Here is an 18,005-nt window from a genome sequence, read left to right as displayed (position 1 = left end):
AATTGATGACCCCCTTTCTTCGTATCCTCGGCATAGAGACAAGCTGTGACGAAACCGCTGCATCCATTGTGGTTCGGCATGCGGACGGACGTGGCGAGATCGTGTCCGACGTCGTTTTGTCGCAGCTTGAGGAACACAGCGCCTATGGCGGCGTGGTGCCCGAAATTGCTGCCCGCGCCCATGTCGAGGCGCTGGACACGCTGGTGGAAGAAGCGCTGGAACAGGCGGGTGTCACCCTTGCCGATGTCGATGCCATCGCGGCCACGTCCGGCCCCGGCCTCATCGGCGGTCTGCTGGTGGGCCTAATGACCGGCAAGGCGATTGCGAAGGCTGCAGACAAGCCGCTTTACGCCATCAACCATCTCGAAGGCCATGCGCTGACGGCGCGTCTGACCGAAGGTCTTTCCTTCCCCTATCTGATGCTGCTGGTCTCCGGCGGCCACACCCAGCTTGTGCTGGTTCGCGGTGTGGGTGAATACGAGCGCTGGGGTACGACCATTGATGACGCGCTTGGAGAAGCCTTCGACAAAACTGCTAAGCTTCTGGGATTGCCCTATCCCGGCGGGCCTGCGGTTGAAAAGGCAGCAGCGAAAGGCAACCCTGACCGTTTTGCACTGCCGCGCCCGATGGTCGGCGAGACGAGACTCGATTTTTCCTTCTCCGGTCTGAAGACAGCGGTGCGGCAGGCGGCGACCGCGATCGCTCCGCTTTCGGATCAGGATATTGCCGATATCTGCGCCTCCTTCCAGAAGGCGGTGTCACGCACGCTCAAGGACCGTATCGGTCGTGGGCTTGCCCGCTTTAAGGAAGAGTTTCCGCATCTCGAGACGAAGCCCGCTTTGGTCGTGGCCGGCGGCGTTGCCGCCAATACGGAAATCCGCCAGACCCTCCAGGCGCTTTGTGATGTCCACGGGTTCCGCTTTGTCGCACCGCCGCACCGGCTCTGCACTGACAATGCCGCGATGATTGCCTGGGCCGGGCTGGAGCGGATGGCATGCGGCCGGGAACCCGATGCGCTGGAGATCGCGCCGCGCTCGCGCTGGCCGCTTGATGGCAGCGCGGAGACATTGATCGGTTTCGGCAAAAGGGGAGCCAAGGCCTGATGCAGCGGGAGAAAATCGTCGTCATCGGCGCTGGCGCCTTCGGAACCGCGCTCGCCGTCGTCATCGCGCTGGAGAATCGGCATGACGTGACCCTGCTCGGCCGTGATGCGTCCCTGATGGCCGATCTTAGGGCTGATCGCATTCACGAGGCTGTCCTGCCGGGTGTAGACCTGCCGGATGCGCTGGAATTTTCCGTTGTGCCGGATGTGCTGGCCGATGCAGGCATCGTGTTGTTTGCCATGCCCTCTCAGGCCCATGCCGATGCGGCGCGCCATTACGGTCCTTATCTGGCTAATGATTGTATCATCGTTACCTGTGCCAAGGGCATCGACCGGGTGTCCGGCCGGCTGCTGACGGAACTTCTGGAAGCGGAACTGCCGCATCATCCAATCGCCGTTCTCTCCGGTCCGGGGTTTGCGGCCGATATCGCGCGCGGACTGCCGACGGCGATGGCGATAGCGGCGGAAGACGCTGTCATCGCCGAGCGGCTGGCGACCACGATTTCCGGCAGAACCTTCAGGCTTTATGCCTCGACCGACCGCACGGGCGTGCAGCTTGGCGGCGCGCTGAAGAATGTGCTCGCCATTGCCGCCGGCATCGTTGAAGGTGCGGGCCTCGGCGATTCCGCACGGGCGGCGTTGATTTCGCGGGGGCTTGCCGAGATGTCGCGTCTGGTCGTTGCCATGGGCGGCAAGGCCGATACCGTGCGCGGTCTTTCCGGCCTTGGCGATCTCGTGCTGACCGCCACAAGCCACCAGTCGCGAAACCTGCGTTTCGGCATCGCGCTTGGCCGGGGCGAAGGCAAGGACATGTCCGGCGGGCTGGTGGAGGGCGCCTTTGCGGCAGCCGTTGCCGCCCGGCTCGGCGAACATCACGCTGTCGACATGCCGGTGACCGAGGCGGTTGCGGCCATCATCGACGGCAATCTAGACGTGGCGAGCGCCATGCAACAATTGATGACAAGGCCCATCACCACTGAATGAGTGTGGCCTTCGGATAGTTTTTACGCATGTCCTGGTCCCAAAACCGCTTACACTTTTGGGAGACATGCGCCAGCGAGGAGACGAAAATGCTGTTTGCCTTTATCTGCAAAGACAAGCCCGGCCATCTGAACGTGCGCATGGACACGCGCCCGGCTCATCTGGAGCACCTGAACAAGTTGAACGCCGAAGGCACGCTGAAGATTGCCGGACCGTTTCTGGATGCCGAAGGCAAGCCGAATGGCAGCCTTGTCATCGTGGAAGCCGCCGACATCGATGCGGCTAAGGCCCTTGCCGATGCCGATCCCTATGCAAAGGCCGGCCTGTTCGAAAGCGTGGATGTGAAGCCCTATAACTGGGTCTTCAACAATCCGGGGGCGTGACCGGCCATGGCGAATTACTGGCTTTACAAGTCTGAGCCGTTCAAATGGTCCTGGGAAATGCAGAAGGCCAAGGGCGAGGCCGGCGAAGAATGGACCGGCGTGCGCAATTATCAGGCCCGCAACAACATGCGCGCCATGAAAATCGGCGACAAGGGTTTTTTCTACCACTCGAATGAAGGGCTGGATGTCGTCGGCATCGTGGAAGTCTGCGCCCTTTCGCACCCGGATTCTGACCGCAGAGGGCGATCTGAAGTGGGATTGCGTGGATATCCGCGCCGTTTGCGACATGCCGAAACCGGTTTCGCTGAAGGATGTGAAGGCCAATCCGAAACTCGAAAAGATGTCGCTGGTCACCTCCATGCGGCTTTCGGTGCAGCCGGTGACGGAAGAGGAATATCTCGAAGTCTGCCGCATGGGTGGCCTTTCCAATCCACCGAAATCTCCGGACTGAGCTTTCGGTGAGGACCGATCCTGAACGCTTCATTCTCGACAATACCGGCATCATGCATCCACCACATGTGCCGGAATTGCGCCTCCATCTTGCGACCGAAGCCCATGAGCTGTGGCTGAAGACGGAGGAGGAGCTGGAAGAGATCGGCCTGCCGCCGCCATTCTGGGCTTTCGCCTGGGCTGGTGGACAGGGACTTGCCCGCTACGTTCTCGATCACCCTGAAAGTGTCTCCGGCAAGCGTGTGCTGGATTTCGCCAGCGGTTCCGGACTGGTCGCCATTGCCGCCGTAAAGGCGGGCGCCGCGGCTGTTGTCGCCGCCGATATCGATCCGTGGACGGAAACGGCCATTCGGCTGAATGCTGCTCTCAACGGTGTGGCCATCGATTTTACCGGCCGCAATCTGGTTGGGACGCCGGTTGAGGCGGATGTTCTGCTGGCCGGCGACGTGTTTTATGATCGCGCCTTTGCCGATCTCCTCGTGCCTTGGTTTCTGGAACTGGCGGATAGAGGCGTGACCGTACTCGTCGGCGATCCGGGGCGGGCCTACCTGCCCAAACAGCGCCTTTACGCCGAGGCAACCTATCAGGTGCCGGTGACGCGGGCTCTGGAAGACAGTGAAGTCAAAAAGACCACCGTCTGGCGTTTTGTCTGATCATATCAGGGCCTGATGATGCAGACGCCGTGCTGGTAATCGCAGGCGTCGCCTGTCGTTTCGGCGCGGACGTTGATGATTTTCGCCTTCGGTGCCAGCTGCGCGCCCATATTGACGGTTGCGCCTTGTCGCGAAAGCCCACCATTGATCGCGAAATAATTGCCGTTCCCACGGACCCTCAAGGCGGATATTCCACCCACATAAGTGCCGCCGGAAAGGGTGGAGGGCAGTCCGTCCGTGGAGAAGCTCAACTGTGACTGACGATGCTGATAATGGTGGCGACTATAAAAATCACCTGCCGCAGCAGGAGGCAGTGCCGTGAAAATAATGCCTGCAGTCATCACCGCCAGAGCTGCGATTCGATGCTGTAACATGAGCCTCATTCTCCGGATTTTTTCGGTTAACGAATAGTAAATTACATGATTTCGAAATTACGTAAAGGTAAATATTTTGAAGGCGTAAATCTTGGAAATGCTCGTTTTTTTATTTTCGAGCAAAAAAATTCCAAAAAAAATTCGTGAACCAATCGATTAAATTGGAATCGGTCATGAAATGTGCTTGTCGTGATGCTCCCATGTGATTAAACGTCGCGGTTGGTGCAATGCACATTCTTTCGTCATGTGCTGTTGCTTGGGGGCGCCCGATCTGACGGGTGCACGGGAAAACGCCGCGAGGTTCTGATGGCGAACGTGACAAATAACCGGCCTCTGTCGCCGCATCTTCAAATTTACAAGCCGATTCCGACGATGGTCGCATCCATCGTGCACCGCATCACGGGTGCGGCGCTTTATTTCGGAACGCTTCTTGTCGCCTGGTGGCTTATCGCACTTGCTTCCGGCCCTGCCTATTACGACTGGGTCAGCTGGGCAATCGGTACGATCATCGGCAAGCTTATCCTGATCGGATATACCTGGGCTCTCGTTCACCACATGCTGGGCGGCCTTCGCCACTTCATGTGGGATCTCGGCCATGGCTTCGAGAAGAACTTCAACACGAAACTCGCCAAGGCGACCTTTGTAGCGTCGATCTGTCTGACCGCGCTGATCTGGGTCATCGCCCTGATCGTGCGCTAAGGAGATAGCCTGTCATGGATATGCGTACACCTCTCGGAAAGGTTCGTGGCCTCGGCTCCGCCAAGGAAGGCACCGACCATTTCTGGCGCCAGCGCCTTACGGCCGTCGCCAACGTGCCCTTGCTGATCTTCTTCGTGGTCTTTCTCATCAAATATGCCGGCGCTCCCTATCCGGAAGTTGCGGCGGCGCTTTCCAACCCTCTCGTTGCGGTCATAATGGGTCTGGTGCTGGTTTCCGGCCTCATTCACATGAAGCTCGGCATGCAGGTCATCATCGAAGACTACGTTCACGGCGAGGTTTCGAAGCTCGTTCTTCTGATGCTCAATACGTTTTTCGCGGTTCTCATTGGCGGTCTTTGCATCTTCGCCATTCTGAAAATCGCATTCGCAGGATAAATCGGCCATGGCATCGATCAGTTCACCTTCCCAGAATGGCAAGGCTTACACCTACGTCGATCACTCCTATGACGTGATCGTGGTGGGCGCCGGCGGCGCGGGTCTGCGCGCAACGCTCGGCATGGCGGAACAGGGGTTCCGCACGGCCTGCATCACCAAGGTTTTCCCAACGCGCTCCCACACGGTCGCGGCGCAGGGCGGCATCGCCGCTTCTCTCACCAACATGACGCCCGACTGTTGGCAGTGGCACCTTTACGACACCGTAAAGGGCTCCGACTGGCTGGGCGACGTCGACGCGATGCAATATCTCGCCATGGAAGCGCCAAAGGCGGTCTATGAGCTGGAGCATTACGGCGTGCCCTTCTCGCGTAATGCCGAAGGCAAGATCTACCAGCGCCCGTTTGGCGGCCATATGCAGAACTACGGCGAAGGCCCGCCGGTGCAGCGCACCTGCGCCGCTGCCGACCGTACCGGCCACGCCATTCTGCACACGCTTTATGGCCAGTCGCTGCGCAACAATGCGGAATTCTTCATCGAATATTTCGCGCTCGACCTCATTATGGCGCCCGATGGCCGCTGCACGGGCGTCGTGGCGTGGAACCTCGATGACGGCACGATCCATCGCTTCTCCGCCAAGATGGTGGTGCTGGCGACCGGTGGTTACGGCCGCGCCTATTTCTCGGCGACCTCGGCTCATACCTGCACCGGCGACGGCGGCGGTATGATCGCACGTGCCGGGCTGCCGCTTCAGGATATGGAATTCGTTCAGTTCCACCCGACCGGCATTTACGGCGCGGGCTGCCTGATCACCGAAGGCGCGCGCGGCGAGGGCGGTTATCTCGTCAACTCCGAAGGCGAGCGCTTCATGGAGCGTTATGCTCCTTCGGCGAAGGACCTTGCTTCGCGTGACGTGGTGTCTCGCTGCATGACCATGGAAATCCGCGAGGGTCGTGGCGTCGGCAAGAACAAGGACCACATCTTCCTGCATCTCGATCACCTTGATCCGGCGATCCTGCATGAGCGTCTTCCGGGTATTTCCGAAAGCGCCAAGATTTTCGCCGGCGTTGACGTGACGCGCGAGCCGATCCCGGTCTTGCCGACCGTTCACTACAATATGGGCGGCATTCCGACCAACTATTGGGGCGAAGTGCTGAACGCCAACGCCGAGAACCCGGAACGCATCGCTCCCGGCCTGATGGCCGTTGGCGAAGCCGGTTGCGCCTCGGTTCACGGCGCGAACCGCCTCGGCTCCAACTCGCTGATCGACCTTGTGGTCTTCGGCCGCGCTGCCGCCATCCGTGCAGCCCAGGTCATCGACCGCGATTCGCCGGTTCCTGCTCTCGACACGGCTGCCTGCGACAAGATCATGGATCGCTTCGACAGCCTGCGTTATGCCAACGGCTCGACGCCGACGGCGGTGCTGCGTGACAAGATGCAGCGCGCCATGCAGGACGATGCCGCCGTATTCCGCACACAGGAATCGCTGGAAAGCGGTTGCCAGCGCATTTCCGCCATTTGGAAGGAACTGCCTGACGTCAAGGTTACCGACCGGTCGATGGTCTGGAACTCCGATCTGGTGGAAACGCTCGAGCTCCACAATCTGATGGCCAACGCGATCACCACGGTCTACGGCGCGGAAGCGCGCAAGGAAAGCCGCGGTTCGCATGCCCGCGAGGATTTCGTCGATGGTCCGTTCGGCGGTCGCGACGATGTGAACTGGCGCAAGCACACGCTTGCCTGGGTCAGCCCTGAAGGTGATGTCAAGCTCGACTACCGCCCTGTTCACACCGACCTGATCGCCGACGGCATCGATCCGAAAAAGATCGAGCCGAAGGCTCGCGTCTACTGATTTGAGGAACTGGATATGGTTGAACTCGCTCTCCCCAAGAATTCCCAGATCAGCGAAGGCAAAGTCTGGCCGAAGCCGGATGGTGCCAAGAACGTTCGCGAATACCGGATCTATCGCTGGAACCCGGATGATGGCCAGAACCCGCGCATCGATACCTATTATATCGATATCGACGATTGCGGGCCGATGGTTCTCGATGCGCTGCTGTACATCAAGAACAATATCGACCCGACGCTGACGCTGCGCCGCTCCTGCCGTGAAGGCATTTGCGGTTCCTGCGCTATGAACATCGACGGCACCAACACGCTCGCCTGCACCAAGGGCATGGAAGAGATCAAGGGAACGGTGAAGGTCTATCCGCTGCCGCATATGCCAGTGGTGAAGGACCTCGTTCCGGACCTGTCGAACTTCTACGCGCAGCACCGCTCCATCGAGCCGTGGCTGAAGACGGTTTCGCCGACGCCTGCCAAGGAATGGAAGCAGAGCCATGAGGACCGCCTGAAGCTCGATGGTCTCTACGAGTGCATTCTGTGCGCCTGCTGCTCCACTTCCTGTCCCAGCTACTGGTGGAACGGCGACCGTTACCTCGGCCCCGCCGTTCTGCTGCAAGCCTATCGCTGGCTGATCGACAGCCGCGACGAAGCAACCGGCGAACGTCTTGATGATCTCGAAGATCCGTTCCGTCTTTATCGCTGCCACACCATCATGAACTGCGCGCAGGCTTGCCCGAAGGGTCTCAACCCGGCCAAGGCGATCGCGGAAATCAAGAAGATGATGGTCGAGCGTCGCGTCTGAAGACGATTCGTTTGGACAGAAAATCTATCGGGCCGCGGTTTGGACCGCGGCCCTTTTTTACAACCGGGCGCGGGAAATTTCGGTAAAAATCGACCGAAATGGTAATTATCCCAGCCATCGCTTGCGCAAGATAAGGCTTTGGTAATAATTCAGCCTTCTTGTTTGATCATGGTCTTTCCGGAAGCGAGAGAATCGGGAGCTTGATATGCAATTCAGATATGTGGTGACGGGTCTTGCGGTTGTAATGAGCCTGGCCGGTTGCCAACGTACCTCCTACGATTACAACAACAACACCAGCAACAATCCCGGTTATACGCCGCCGTTGCAGGCACAGCCGGTTCCCTCCGTTCAGTCTGGCGCCCTGCCGCCACCCGGTGGTGCTTCCGGCAGTCAGTTCCCGTCAGCACCCGCTTCTGCGACGCCTGGCGGCACTGATATGGCGTCTGCCGCTCCGCCGACAACGGCGCTTGATGTCACCAAGGAATCCATGGTTGGCAACTGGCGCGTTTCCAATGGCGGCGCCAATTGCGACATGTTCCTGACGCTTACCAATCTCGGCAGCGGTTCTCGTGGCGGCACGCGTGGCTGCTCCGGCGAACTCACGGCGATGGGGTCCTGGGAAGTGTCCGGCAAGATGGTCCTCTTCAAGAACCGTTCCGGCGATACGATCGGCCGCGTCTACAAGAGCGCCGATGCGCGTTTTGACGGCACGACGAATAGCGGCCAGCCGCTGAGCCTCAGCCGATAGAGCATCTCCGGTGCATCCGGATCGCCTCGCCTGTTTCAAGCCATTCCATTCGTCGCGGGCGTCCGTCCGCGACCGGGGCGCTTTTCCATGAAGCCATTGCCTGACTACAACCATAGTGTCGTTGAACAGCTCAACGCATTGACGGCAGCTGGCACTTTGCAGGCGGATGCCGCGCAACGCGGCGTTGCGGCCCACCTCGACCGTATCCTTGCCGATTTGAAAGCGCGCAAACCCGCCAGGAAAAAAGCGCACTCGGCTGGATGTTCGCTCGCAAGGCTGGCCCGTCCGCCTTCGTCAAGGGACTGTATGTCCATGGCAGCGTTGGCCGCGGCAAGACGATGCTGATGGACATGTTCTACGAGATGGCGCCCGTCTCTTCCAAACGGCGCTGCCATTTTCACGAATTCATGGCTGATGTCCATAATCGCGTGCACGCGCATCGGCAGAAGCTCAAGAATGGCGAAACCAAGCAGGCCGATCCCATTCCTCCAGTGGCAGCCCAGCTTCTGGCGGAAGCGGAGCTTCTTTGCTTCGATGAGTTCACCGTCACGGATATTGCCGATGCGATGATCCTCGCCCGGCTGTTCAGCGAGCTTTTTGCCAATGGCTGCACATTGGTAACAACGTCCAATGTTGTGCCCGACAATCTTTACAAGGACGGGCTTAATCGCGGCCTGTTTCTGCCCTTTGTCGATTTGCTGAAGAAGCATGTGGAAGTGGTGACGCTGGACAGTCCCACCGATTACCGCATGGAAAAGCTGGAAAGCCTGCCGGTCTATGTCACGCCACTCGACGGTGCGGCGGATCAGGCGATGGATATGGCCTGGCGGCACATGACCGGTGGCCATCTTGTCGCGCCAACCGAAATACCGATGAAGGGCCGCTCCATTCTGGTGCCGCGCGCCAGCGGCCGTGTGGCCCGCTTTTCCTTCTCCGACCTTTGCGAAAAGCCGCTCGGCGCTTCTGATTTTCTCGCGATAGCCAATCGTTTCGATACAGTCTTCATCGACCACATCCCGTTTCTCAATGCCGACAAACGGAACGAAACCAAGCGTTTTATCATTCTCATAGACGCGCTGTACGATCACAGCGTCCGCCTCTTCGCCTCCGCTGCGGCCATGCCCGAAGACCTGCTCGGCAAGCGCAAGGGCACCGAAGGTTTCGAGTTCGATCGCACCGCCTCGCGCCTGTTTGAGATGCGCAGTGCAGATTATCTGGTGCTCCACCATGAAAAACGGCAGAAAGTTTGACACTTTCGTGACGCATTCTCTTACGTTTACGTAAGAAAATAATGATCTAAACGATTGAAAATATTCATGCCAAAAGAATCTGTTGCCAATTTTTGTCAATGGGGCTAATCGAAGTGCGACAATTTGGCTGCCGGTGGCGTGGTGAAATTGAATTGAAGCTCTAGAGGAAGCATTCGATGGCTCGCAAAAAGATTGCACTTATTGGTTCTGGCATGATCGGCGGCACGCTGGCGCATCTCGCCAGCCTGAAGGAACTGGGCGATATCGTCCTCTTCGATATTGCCGACGGCATCCCGCAGGGCAAAGGTCTGGATATTGCCCAGTCCGGACCGGTTGAAGGTTTCAATGCCAAGCTCACTGGCGCGTCCGACTACGCTGCCATCGAAGGCGCTGATGTCTGCATCGTCACCGCAGGCGTCGCCCGCAAGCCCGGCATGAGCCGCGACGATCTTCTCGGCATCAATCTCAAGGTCATGGAGCAGGTCGGCGCCGGCATCAAGAAATATGCCCCGAACGCTTTCGTCATCTGCATCACCAACCCGCTGGACGCCATGGTCTGGGCGCTTCAGAAGTTTTCCGGTCTTCCGAAGAACAAGGTCGTCGGCATGGCCGGCGTTCTCGACAGCGCTCGCTTCCGCCTGTTCCTCGCCGAAGAGTTCAACGTTTCGGTTCAGGACGTAACGGCATTCGTTCTCGGCGGCCACGGCGATACGATGGTGCCTTTGGCGCGTTACTCCACCGTTGGCGGCATTCCGCTGACCGATCTCGTCAAGATGGGCTGGCTCACCGCCGAGCGTCTCGAAGAGATCATCCAGCGCACCCGCGACGGCGGTGCGGAAATCGTCGGCCTGCTGAAGACCGGCTCGGCCTATTACGCGCCAGCCGCTTCGGCGATCGAAATGGCTGAATCCTACCTCAAGGACAAGAAGCGCGTTCTGCCCGCGGCTGCCCATCTGTCGGGCCAGTACGGCGTGGACGATATGTATGTCGGCGTGCCCACCATCATCGGCGCCGGTGGTATCGAGCGCATCATCGAGATCGAGCTGAACAAGGATGAAGAAGCCGCCTTCCAGAAGTCCGTCGGCGCTGTTGCCGGTCTCTGCGAAGCCTGCATCAACATCGCTCCGTCGCTGAAGTAATAGCCTGACGCATCGGCGCAAAACCGGATTGGATTTTTGCAAGGCACGATGCGTAGATTCAACAGCTTGAAGCGCCCTGCGTCAGATAAGGATGCAGGGCGCTTCAAGCGGCTCCAAACAGGGATTATTCCATGAATATTCACGAATATCAGGCCAAGGCTCTTCTGAAGGGCTATGGTGCGCCGGTCGCTGAAGGCGTCGCCATCCTCAAGGTTGAAGAAGCCGAAGCCGCCGCAAAGCAGCTTCCCGGCCCGCTCTACGTCGTCAAGAGCCAGATTCACGCCGGCGGCCGCGGCAAGGGCAAGTTCAAGGAACTCGGCCCCGACGCCAAGGGTGGCGTTCGTCTCGCAAAGACGATCGAAGAAGTCGTTTCCCACTCCAAGGATATGCTCGGCAACACGCTGGTAACGGCGCAGACGGGCGATGCCGGCAAGCAGGTCAACCGCCTTTACATCGAAGACGGTGCGGATATCGCTCGCGAGCTTTACTGCTCGCTGCTGGTCGATCGCTCGGTCGGTCGCGTTGCTTTCGTGGTTTCCACCGAAGGCGGCATGGATATCGAAGCTGTTGCCCACGACACGCCCGAGAAGATCCACACCATCGCCATCGACCCGGAAAAGGGTGTGAGCGACGCTGACGTTGCCGCGATCTCCAAGGCGCTCGAGCTTGAGGGTGTTGCTGCGGAAGACGCTAAGGCGCTGTTCCCGATCCTCTACAAGGCCTTCAACGAGAAGGACATGGCTCTCCTCGAGGTTAACCCGCTGATCGTCATGGAAAACGGTCATCTGCGCGTTCTCGATGCCAAGATGTCCTTCGACGGCAACGCGCTGTTCCGCCATGACGACGTCAAGGCGCTGCGCGACGAGACCGAAGAAGACGCCAAGGAAATCGAAGCCTCCAAGTGGGACCTCGCTTACGTTGCGCTCGATGGCAACATCGGCTGCATGGTCAATGGTGCCGGTCTCGCCATGGCGACGATGGACATCATCAAGCTTTACGGCAAGGAGCCGGCAAACTTCTGTGACGTCGGCGGCGGCGCCGGCAAGGAGAAGGTTGCTGCAGCTTTCAAGATCATCACTGCTGACCCGAAGGTCGAGGGTATCCTCGTCAACATCTTCGGCGGCATCATGAAGTGCGACGTCATCGCCGAAGGTGTTATCGCCGCGGTGAAGGAAGTCGGTTTGCAGGTTCCGCTCGTTGTTCGCCTCGAAGGCACCAACGTCGAACTTGGCAAGAAGCTCCTGAACGAATCGGGCCTTGCGATTACGGCTGCTGACGACCTGGACGACGCAGCCAAGAAGATCGTCGCGGCGATCAACGGCTAATTGAGGGACCGGAAATAATGTCTATTCTTGTTAATAAAGACACCAAGATCCTCGTTCAGGGTCTGACCGGCAAGACCGGTACCTTCCACACCGAACAGGCGCTTGCTTATTACGGCACGCAGATGGTTGGTGGTATTCACCCGAAGAAGGGTGGCGAAACCTGGACCGGCTCCAAGGGCGAAAGCCTGCCGATCTTCGCAACGGTTGCCGAAGCCAAGGAAAAGACCGGTGCAGACGCATCCGTGATCTATGTTCCGCCGGCAGGTGCAGCCGACGCCATCATCGAAGCCATCGAGGCTGAGATCCCCTTCATCACCTGCATCACCGAAGGTATTCCGGTGATGGACATGGTGCGCGTCAAGGCTCGCCTCGACCGTTCGAACTCGCGCCTGCTCGGCCCCAACTGCCCGGGCATCATGACGCCTGAAGAATGCAAGATCGGCATCATGCCGGGCTCTATCTTCCGCAAGGGTTCGGTCGGTATCGTTTCGCGCTCCGGCACGCTGACCTATGAAGCCGTATTCCAGACATCCAACGAAGGCCTCGGCCAGACGACGGCTGTCGGCATCGGCGGCGACCCGGTCAAGGGCACCGAGTTCATCGACGTGCTGGAAATGTTCCTGGCCGACGAAGCCACGCAGTCGATCATCATGATCGGCGAAATCGGCGGTTCGGCTGAAGAAGATGCGGCACAGTTCCTGATCGACGAAGCCAAGAAGGGCCGCAAGAAGCCGATGGCTGGCTTTATCGCGGGCCGTACGGCTCCGAAGGGCCGCACCATGGGCCACGCCGGCGCTGTCGTTTCCGGCGGCAAGGGCGATGCGGAATCGAAGATCGCGGCAATGGAAGCTGCAGGCATCAAGGTATCGCCTTCCCCGGCGCGCCTCGGCAAGACGCTGGTTGAAGTCCTCAAGGGCTGAGACCACATGAGACCGGTAACGGGCGGTGCGGCTCTAACGCCACGCTGCCCGAAGCCGCAAAGAACGACAGACAGACGGCATACCGCTCCGGCGGCAGACAGCAATAATCAAGCGGCAGGCCGATAAACGGCCCTAACGGCATCGAGGAGGCGGACGGACAAGTCCGCAAGAACACAATGGCAAGGCAAGAAGCGAACGAGCAGTTTCAGATCACGTCGTTTCTGGACGGCGCGAATGCAGCCTATATCGAGCAGCTCTATGCCCGGTACGAAGAGGATCCCTCTTCCGTGTCGCCGGAGTGGCAGAGCTTCTTCAAGGCGTTGTCCGATAATCCGGAAGACGTGAAGAAGGCAGCCAAGGGCGCCTCCTGGAAGCGCGCCAACTGGCCGATCCCGGCAAACGGCGACCTGGTATCCGCGCTTGATGGCAACTGGGCTACGGTCGAGAAGGCCATCGAGAAGAAGGTTCAGGCGAAGGCCGAGGCCAAGAGCGCCGATACCGGCAAGGCCGTCAGCCCAGCCGAAGTGCTTCAGGCGACCCGTGACAGCGTCCGCGCCATCATGATGATCCGCGCCTACCGCATGCGTGGCCATCTGCACGCCAAGCTCGACCCGCTCGGCATCGCCAGCGCCGTTGAGGACTATAACGAGCTTTCGCCGAAGTCCTATGGCTTCGAGGAAAGCGACTACGACCGCAAGATTTTCATCGATAACGTCCTCGGTCTCGAATACGCGACCGTGCGCGAAATGGTCGATATTCTCGAGCGCACCTATTGCTCGACGCTCGGCGTCGAATTCATGCATATGTCCAACCCGGAAGAAAAAGGCTGGATCCAGGAACGCATCGAAGGTCCGGACAAGGGTGTGGACTTCACGCCGGAAGGCAAGAAGGCGATTCTGTCCAAGCTCGTCGAAGCCGAAGGCTACGAGCAGTTCCTCGATGTGCGTTTCAAGGGTACGAAGCGTTTCGGCCTCGATGGTGGTGAATCGCTGATCCCGGCACTTGAGCAGATCATCAAGCGCGGCGGCCAGGACGGTCTGGAAGAAGTCGTGCTCGGCATGGCTCACCGCGGCCGCCTGAACGTTTTGACCAACGTGATGGGCAAGCCGCACCGCGCCGTGTTCCACGAGTTCAAGGGCGGTTCATTCAAGCCTGATGACGTCGAAGGTTCCGGTGACGTGAAGTACCATCTCGGTGCCTCCTCAGACCGCGAATTCGACGGCAACAAGGTTCACCTCTCGCTGACGGCAAACCCGTCGCACCTTGAAATCGTCAACCCTGTCGTCATGGGCAAGGCCCGCGCCAAGCAGGACCAGCTTGCCAAGACATGGGACGGTGACATCATTCCGCTGTCGGAACGCGCCAAGGTGCTGCCGCTCCTGTTGCACGGCGATGCCGCTTTTGCGGGTCAGGGCGTGGTTGCCGAAATTCTCGGCCTTTCCGGCCTGCGCGGTCACCGCGTTGCCGGTACCATGCACTTCATCATCAACAACCAGATCGGCTTCACGACGAACCCGGCCTTCTCGCGCTCGTCGCCCTATCCGTCCGACGTTGCCAAGATGATCGAGGCGCCGATCTTCCACGTTAACGGTGATGATCCGGAAGCGGTGGTTTATGCGGCAAAGGTTGCAACCGAATACCGCATGAAGTTCCACAAGCCTGTCGTCATCGACATGTTCTGTTACCGTCGCTTCGGCCATAACGAAGGCGACGAGCCTGCGTTCACGCAGCCGAAGATGTACAAGGTCATCCGTGGCCACAAGACTGTCGCCCGCATCTATGCTGACCGCCTGATTGCGGAAGGCCTGATCACCGAAGGCGATTTCGAGAAGATCAAGGCCGATTGGCGCGCCCATCTCGAGCAGGAGTTCGAGGCAGGCCAGTCCTACAAGCCGAACAAGGCCGACTGGCTGGATGGTCAGTGGTCCGGTCTGCGCGCCGCCGACAATGCCGATGAGCAGCGTCGTGGCAAGACCGGCGTGCCGATGAAGCAGCTGAAGGAAATCGGCAAGAAGCTGTCGACCATTCCGGAAGGCTTCAGCGCACACCGCACGATCCAGCGCTTCATGGAAAACCGTGCTCAGATGGTCGAGACCGGTGAGGGGCTGGACTGGGCGATGGCTGAGGCTCTGGCCTTCGGTTCGCTGGTCGTAGACGGCCACAAGATCCGTCTGTCCGGTCAGGACTGCGAACGCGGCACCTTCTCGCAGCGCCACTCGGTTCTCTATGATCAGGAGACAGAAGAGCGTTACATCCCGCTTGCCAATCTTTCGCCGACGCAGGCCCGTTACGAAGTCATCAACTCGATGCTTTCGGAAGAAGCGGTTCTCGGTTTCGAATATGGCTATTCGCTTGCCCGCCCGAATGCACTGACGCTCTGGGAAGCCCAGTTCGGCGACTTCGCCAACGGCGCCCAGGTTGTGTTCGACCAGTTCATCTCTTCGGGTGAACGCAAGTGGCTGCGCATGTCCGGTCTCGTCTGCCTCCTGCCGCATGGTTATGAAGGTCAGGGTCCGGAACATTCGTCCGCCCGTCTGGAACGCTGGTTGCAGATGTGCGCCGAGGACAACATGCAGGTTGCCAACGTTACGACGCCGGCTAACTACTTCCATATCCTGCGCCGCCAGATGAAGCGTGACTTCCGCAAGCCGCTCATCCTGATGACGCCGAAGTCCCTGCTGCGTCACAAGCGCGCCACCTCGTCGCTTGCGGAGCTTGCAGGCGAGTCCTCCTTCCACCGTCTCCTGTGGGACGATGCGGAGGTCATCAAGGATGGTCCGATCAAGCTGCAGAAGGATTCGAAGATCCGCCGCGTCGTCATGTGCACGGGCAAGGTCTACTACGATCTGCTCGAGGAGCGTGAAAAGCGCGGTATCGACGACATCTACCTGCTGCGTGTCGAACAGCTCTATCCGTTCCCGGCCAAGGCGCTCATCAACGAGCTTTCCCGTTTCCGTAACGCGGAAATGGTGTGGTGCCAGGAAGAGCCGAAGAACATGGGTGCGTGGTCGTTCATCGATCCCTACCTTGAATGGGTTCTGGCGCATATCGACGCCAAGTACCAGAAGGTCCGTTACACGGGCCGTCCGGCTGCCGCCTCTCCGGCGACCGGCCTGATGTCCAAGCATCTGGCGCAGCTTGCTGCGTTCCTGGAAGACGCGCTGGGAGAGTGAGAACTCTCCCGCATCGCCCCGCAAAAAAGACACCCGAATAACGGAACTAGATCATGGCCACTGAAATCCGCGTACCAACCCTCGGCGAATCCGTCAGCGAAGCGACCGTCGGCACCTGGTTCAAGAAGGTCGGCGATACCGTCAAGGCCGACGAACCTCTCGTTGAACTCGAAACCGACAAGGTTACTGTCGAAGTTCCGGCGCCCGCCTCCGGCGTGCTGACCGAAATCGTCGTGCAGAACGGCGAAACCGTCGGTCTCGACGCCCTTCTCGGCCAGATCGCCGAAGGTGCTGCCGGCGCTGCAACTTCTGCACCCGCGGCAAAGCCTGCTGCGCCTGCTGCTGCACCGGTACCTGCCGCAGCCGTGGCCGCCGCTCCGGCTGGCAGCGCCATGCCGCCGGCACCTGCCGCCGGCAAGCTGCTTGCTGAAAACAACCTTTCCGCCGATCAGGTCGACGGTTCGGGCAAGCGTGGCCAGGTTCTGAAGGGCGACGTTCTCGCCGCTGTTGCCAAGGGTGTTTCGGCACCTGCCGCCGCTCCGGTCGCTGCTGCTGCTCCCCGTCCGGTTTCGGCCGAGCAGGATCAGGTTCGCGAAGAGCGCGTCAAGATGACCCGCCTGCGCCAGACGATCGCACGTCGCCTCAAGGATGCACAGAACACGGCCGCCATGCTGACCACCTATAACGAGGTGGACATGAGCGCCGTCATGGATCTGCGCAACCGCTACAAGGACGTTTTCGAGAAGAAGCACGGCGTCAAACTCGGCTTTATGGGCTTCTTCACCAAGGCCGTGACCCACGCGCTGAAGGAACTGCCCGCCGTCAACGCTGAAATCGACGGCACGGACATCATCTACAAGAACTATTGTCACGTCGGCATGGCTGTCGGCACCGACAAGGGTCTCGTCGTTCCGGTCATTCGCGATGCCGACCAGCTCTCCATCGCTGGTGTCGAAAAGGAACTCGGCCGTCTCGCCAAGGCAGCGCGCGACGGTTCGCTCGGCATGGCCGACATGCAGGGCGGCACCTTCACCATCACCAATGGCGGCGTCTACGGCTCGCTGATGTCCTCGCCGATCCTCAATGCGCCGCAGTCGGGCATCCTCGGCATGCACAAGATCCAGGAGCGTCCGGTCGCCATCGGCGGTCAGGTTGTCATCCGTCCGATGATGTATCTTGCGCTCTCCTACGATCACCGTATCGTTGACGGCAAGGAAGCCGTGACCTTCCTCGTTCGCGTCAAGGAAAGCCTCGAAGATCCGGAACGTCTGGTTCTCGATCTCTGATCGGTCTTGCTTTTCGTTTCAGCGGGGTTTCAAGTCGATCCCGCTGAAATGCCATCAGGAGAGCGAAAGTGCAGCCGACATTTCTTGCCGCGTCACCCTTTTTGCCGCTGATCGGGCTCAGCGTCCTGCTGCTGGCCGCCCACATTGCGCTGCAGGGAATGACGGCAACGCGTGAATTCGGGCTGGACTGGAATGCCGGTCCGCGGGATGCTGAAAAGAAGCCGGAGGGCAGGGTTGCCGGACGCGCCGCGCGTGCCTCGGCGAATTTTCGCGAGACCTATCCCGCTTTCATCGCGCTCGCCTTCGGTGTCATCATGGCTGGCGATCCGTCCGGGCTGGCCTTCACCGGCGCTTTGATCTGGCTGATCTGCCGGGTGGTCTATATTCCACTTTATCTCGCTGGTGTGCCCTATATCCGCTCGCTGGTCTGGCTCGGTTCGATGCTCGGTCTTGGGCTGATGCTTTTCGTGTTGATGTTTTAGA

At 59.6% G+C, this 18,005-nt stretch carries 16 protein-coding genes and 2 pseudogenes; 17 read left to right on the top strand and 1 reads right to left on the bottom strand.

Annotation, left to right across the window (positions count from 1 at the left end; all coding sequences use genetic code 11):
- Positions 1 to 5 precede the first annotated feature (5 nt).
- The 5 genes and pseudogenes from tsaD to RBH71_RS25370 all read left to right on the top strand — a co-directional run bounded on the left by tsaD (position 6) and on the right by RBH71_RS25370 (position 3,569).
- Positions 6 to 1,103, top strand: a complete 1,098-nt coding sequence (tsaD, locus tag RBH71_RS25390) for a tRNA (adenosine(37)-N6)-threonylcarbamoyltransferase complex transferase subunit TsaD (protein WP_003516708.1) — start codon at positions 6 to 8, stop codon at positions 1,101 to 1,103.
- Positions 1,103 to 2,086: an NAD(P)H-dependent glycerol-3-phosphate dehydrogenase gene (locus RBH71_RS25385; RefSeq protein WP_003516710.1), complete on the top strand. Its 984-nt coding sequence runs from the start codon at positions 1,103 to 1,105 to the stop codon at positions 2,084 to 2,086. The genes tsaD and RBH71_RS25385 overlap by 1 nt, the downstream gene beginning before the upstream one ends.
- Before the next feature lie 86 nt (positions 2,087 to 2,172).
- Positions 2,173 to 2,466, top strand: coding sequence for a YciI-like protein (locus RBH71_RS25380; protein ID WP_003516711.1), 294 nt, complete (start codon positions 2,173 to 2,175; stop codon positions 2,464 to 2,466).
- A gap of 6 nt (positions 2,467 to 2,472) precedes the next feature.
- Positions 2,473 to 2,917 (top strand): annotated as a pseudogene (locus RBH71_RS25375) (EVE domain-containing protein).
- A 7-nt stretch (positions 2,918 to 2,924) separates the two neighbouring features.
- Positions 2,925 to 3,569, top strand: a complete 645-nt coding sequence (locus RBH71_RS25370) for a class I SAM-dependent methyltransferase (RefSeq protein ID WP_003516713.1) — start codon at positions 2,925 to 2,927, stop codon at positions 3,567 to 3,569.
- 5 nt (positions 3,570 to 3,574) lie between these two features.
- Here the strand turns inward: RBH71_RS25370 and RBH71_RS25365 are convergent, their stop codons facing one another.
- Positions 3,575 to 3,943, bottom strand: a complete 369-nt coding sequence (locus RBH71_RS25365) for a hypothetical protein (protein ID WP_003516714.1) — start codon at positions 3,941 to 3,943, stop codon at positions 3,575 to 3,577.
- Between the two features lie 306 nt (positions 3,944 to 4,249).
- Between RBH71_RS25365 and sdhC the strand changes: the two genes are divergently transcribed.
- The 12 genes and pseudogenes from sdhC (at position 4,250) to RBH71_RS25305 (ending at position 18,004) form a co-directional block, all read left to right on the top strand.
- Positions 4,250 to 4,642: a succinate dehydrogenase, cytochrome b556 subunit gene (sdhC, locus tag RBH71_RS25360; RefSeq protein WP_003516715.1), complete on the top strand. Its 393-nt coding sequence runs from the start codon at positions 4,250 to 4,252 to the stop codon at positions 4,640 to 4,642.
- A gap of 14 nt (positions 4,643 to 4,656) precedes the next feature.
- Complete coding sequence (sdhD, locus tag RBH71_RS25355; protein WP_003516716.1) at positions 4,657 to 5,037, top strand: succinate dehydrogenase, hydrophobic membrane anchor protein; 381 nt, start codon at positions 4,657 to 4,659, stop codon at positions 5,035 to 5,037.
- A 7-nt stretch (positions 5,038 to 5,044) separates the two neighbouring features.
- Positions 5,045 to 6,886, top strand: coding sequence for a succinate dehydrogenase flavoprotein subunit (sdhA, locus tag RBH71_RS25350; RefSeq protein ID WP_003516717.1), 1,842 nt, complete (start codon positions 5,045 to 5,047; stop codon positions 6,884 to 6,886).
- A gap of 15 nt (positions 6,887 to 6,901) precedes the next feature.
- Positions 6,902 to 7,681: a succinate dehydrogenase iron-sulfur subunit gene (locus tag RBH71_RS25345; protein WP_003516718.1), complete on the top strand. Its 780-nt coding sequence runs from the start codon at positions 6,902 to 6,904 to the stop codon at positions 7,679 to 7,681.
- Positions 7,682 to 7,886: 205 nt separating this feature from the next.
- Positions 7,887 to 8,429: a protease inhibitor Inh/omp19 family protein gene (locus RBH71_RS25340; protein WP_003516719.1), complete on the top strand. Its 543-nt coding sequence runs from the start codon at positions 7,887 to 7,889 to the stop codon at positions 8,427 to 8,429.
- Between the two features lie 87 nt (positions 8,430 to 8,516).
- Positions 8,517 to 9,679, top strand: a pseudogene (zapE, locus tag RBH71_RS25335) (cell division protein ZapE).
- 176 nt (positions 9,680 to 9,855) lie between these two features.
- Positions 9,856 to 10,818, top strand: coding sequence for a malate dehydrogenase (gene mdh, locus RBH71_RS25330; protein ID WP_003516723.1), 963 nt, complete (start codon positions 9,856 to 9,858; stop codon positions 10,816 to 10,818).
- 131 nt (positions 10,819 to 10,949) lie between these two features.
- Positions 10,950 to 12,143 carry an ADP-forming succinate--CoA ligase subunit beta gene (sucC, locus tag RBH71_RS25325; RefSeq protein WP_003516725.1) on the top strand — a complete coding sequence of 398 codons (1,194 nt, stop codon included), beginning with the start codon at positions 10,950 to 10,952 and terminating at the stop codon, positions 12,141 to 12,143.
- A gap of 17 nt (positions 12,144 to 12,160) precedes the next feature.
- The gene (gene sucD, locus RBH71_RS25320) at positions 12,161 to 13,063 is read left to right on the top strand and encodes a succinate--CoA ligase subunit alpha (protein ID WP_003516727.1); all 903 of its coding nucleotides are present in this window, start codon (positions 12,161 to 12,163) and stop codon (positions 13,061 to 13,063) included.
- 176 nt (positions 13,064 to 13,239) lie between these two features.
- Positions 13,240 to 16,236 (top strand): 2-oxoglutarate dehydrogenase E1 component, encoded by a 2,997-nt coding sequence (locus RBH71_RS25315; RefSeq protein ID WP_003516728.1) that lies wholly within the window; start codon positions 13,240 to 13,242, stop codon positions 16,234 to 16,236.
- 53 nt (positions 16,237 to 16,289) lie between these two features.
- The gene (gene odhB / locus RBH71_RS25310) at positions 16,290 to 17,522 is read left to right on the top strand and encodes a 2-oxoglutarate dehydrogenase complex dihydrolipoyllysine-residue succinyltransferase (RefSeq protein WP_003516729.1); all 1,233 of its coding nucleotides are present in this window, start codon (positions 16,290 to 16,292) and stop codon (positions 17,520 to 17,522) included.
- Between the two features lie 68 nt (positions 17,523 to 17,590).
- Positions 17,591 to 18,004, top strand: coding sequence for an MAPEG family protein (locus RBH71_RS25305; RefSeq protein ID WP_003516731.1), 414 nt, complete (start codon positions 17,591 to 17,593; stop codon positions 18,002 to 18,004).
- Position 18,005: the final 1 nt, after the last annotated feature.

It is taken from the genome of Rhizobium sp. AN68 (assembly GCF_030758035.1).
Classification (GTDB): domain Bacteria; phylum Pseudomonadota; class Alphaproteobacteria; order Rhizobiales; family Rhizobiaceae; genus Agrobacterium; species Agrobacterium tumefaciens.
This window is presented reverse-complemented; position numbering and strand designations above follow the sequence as displayed.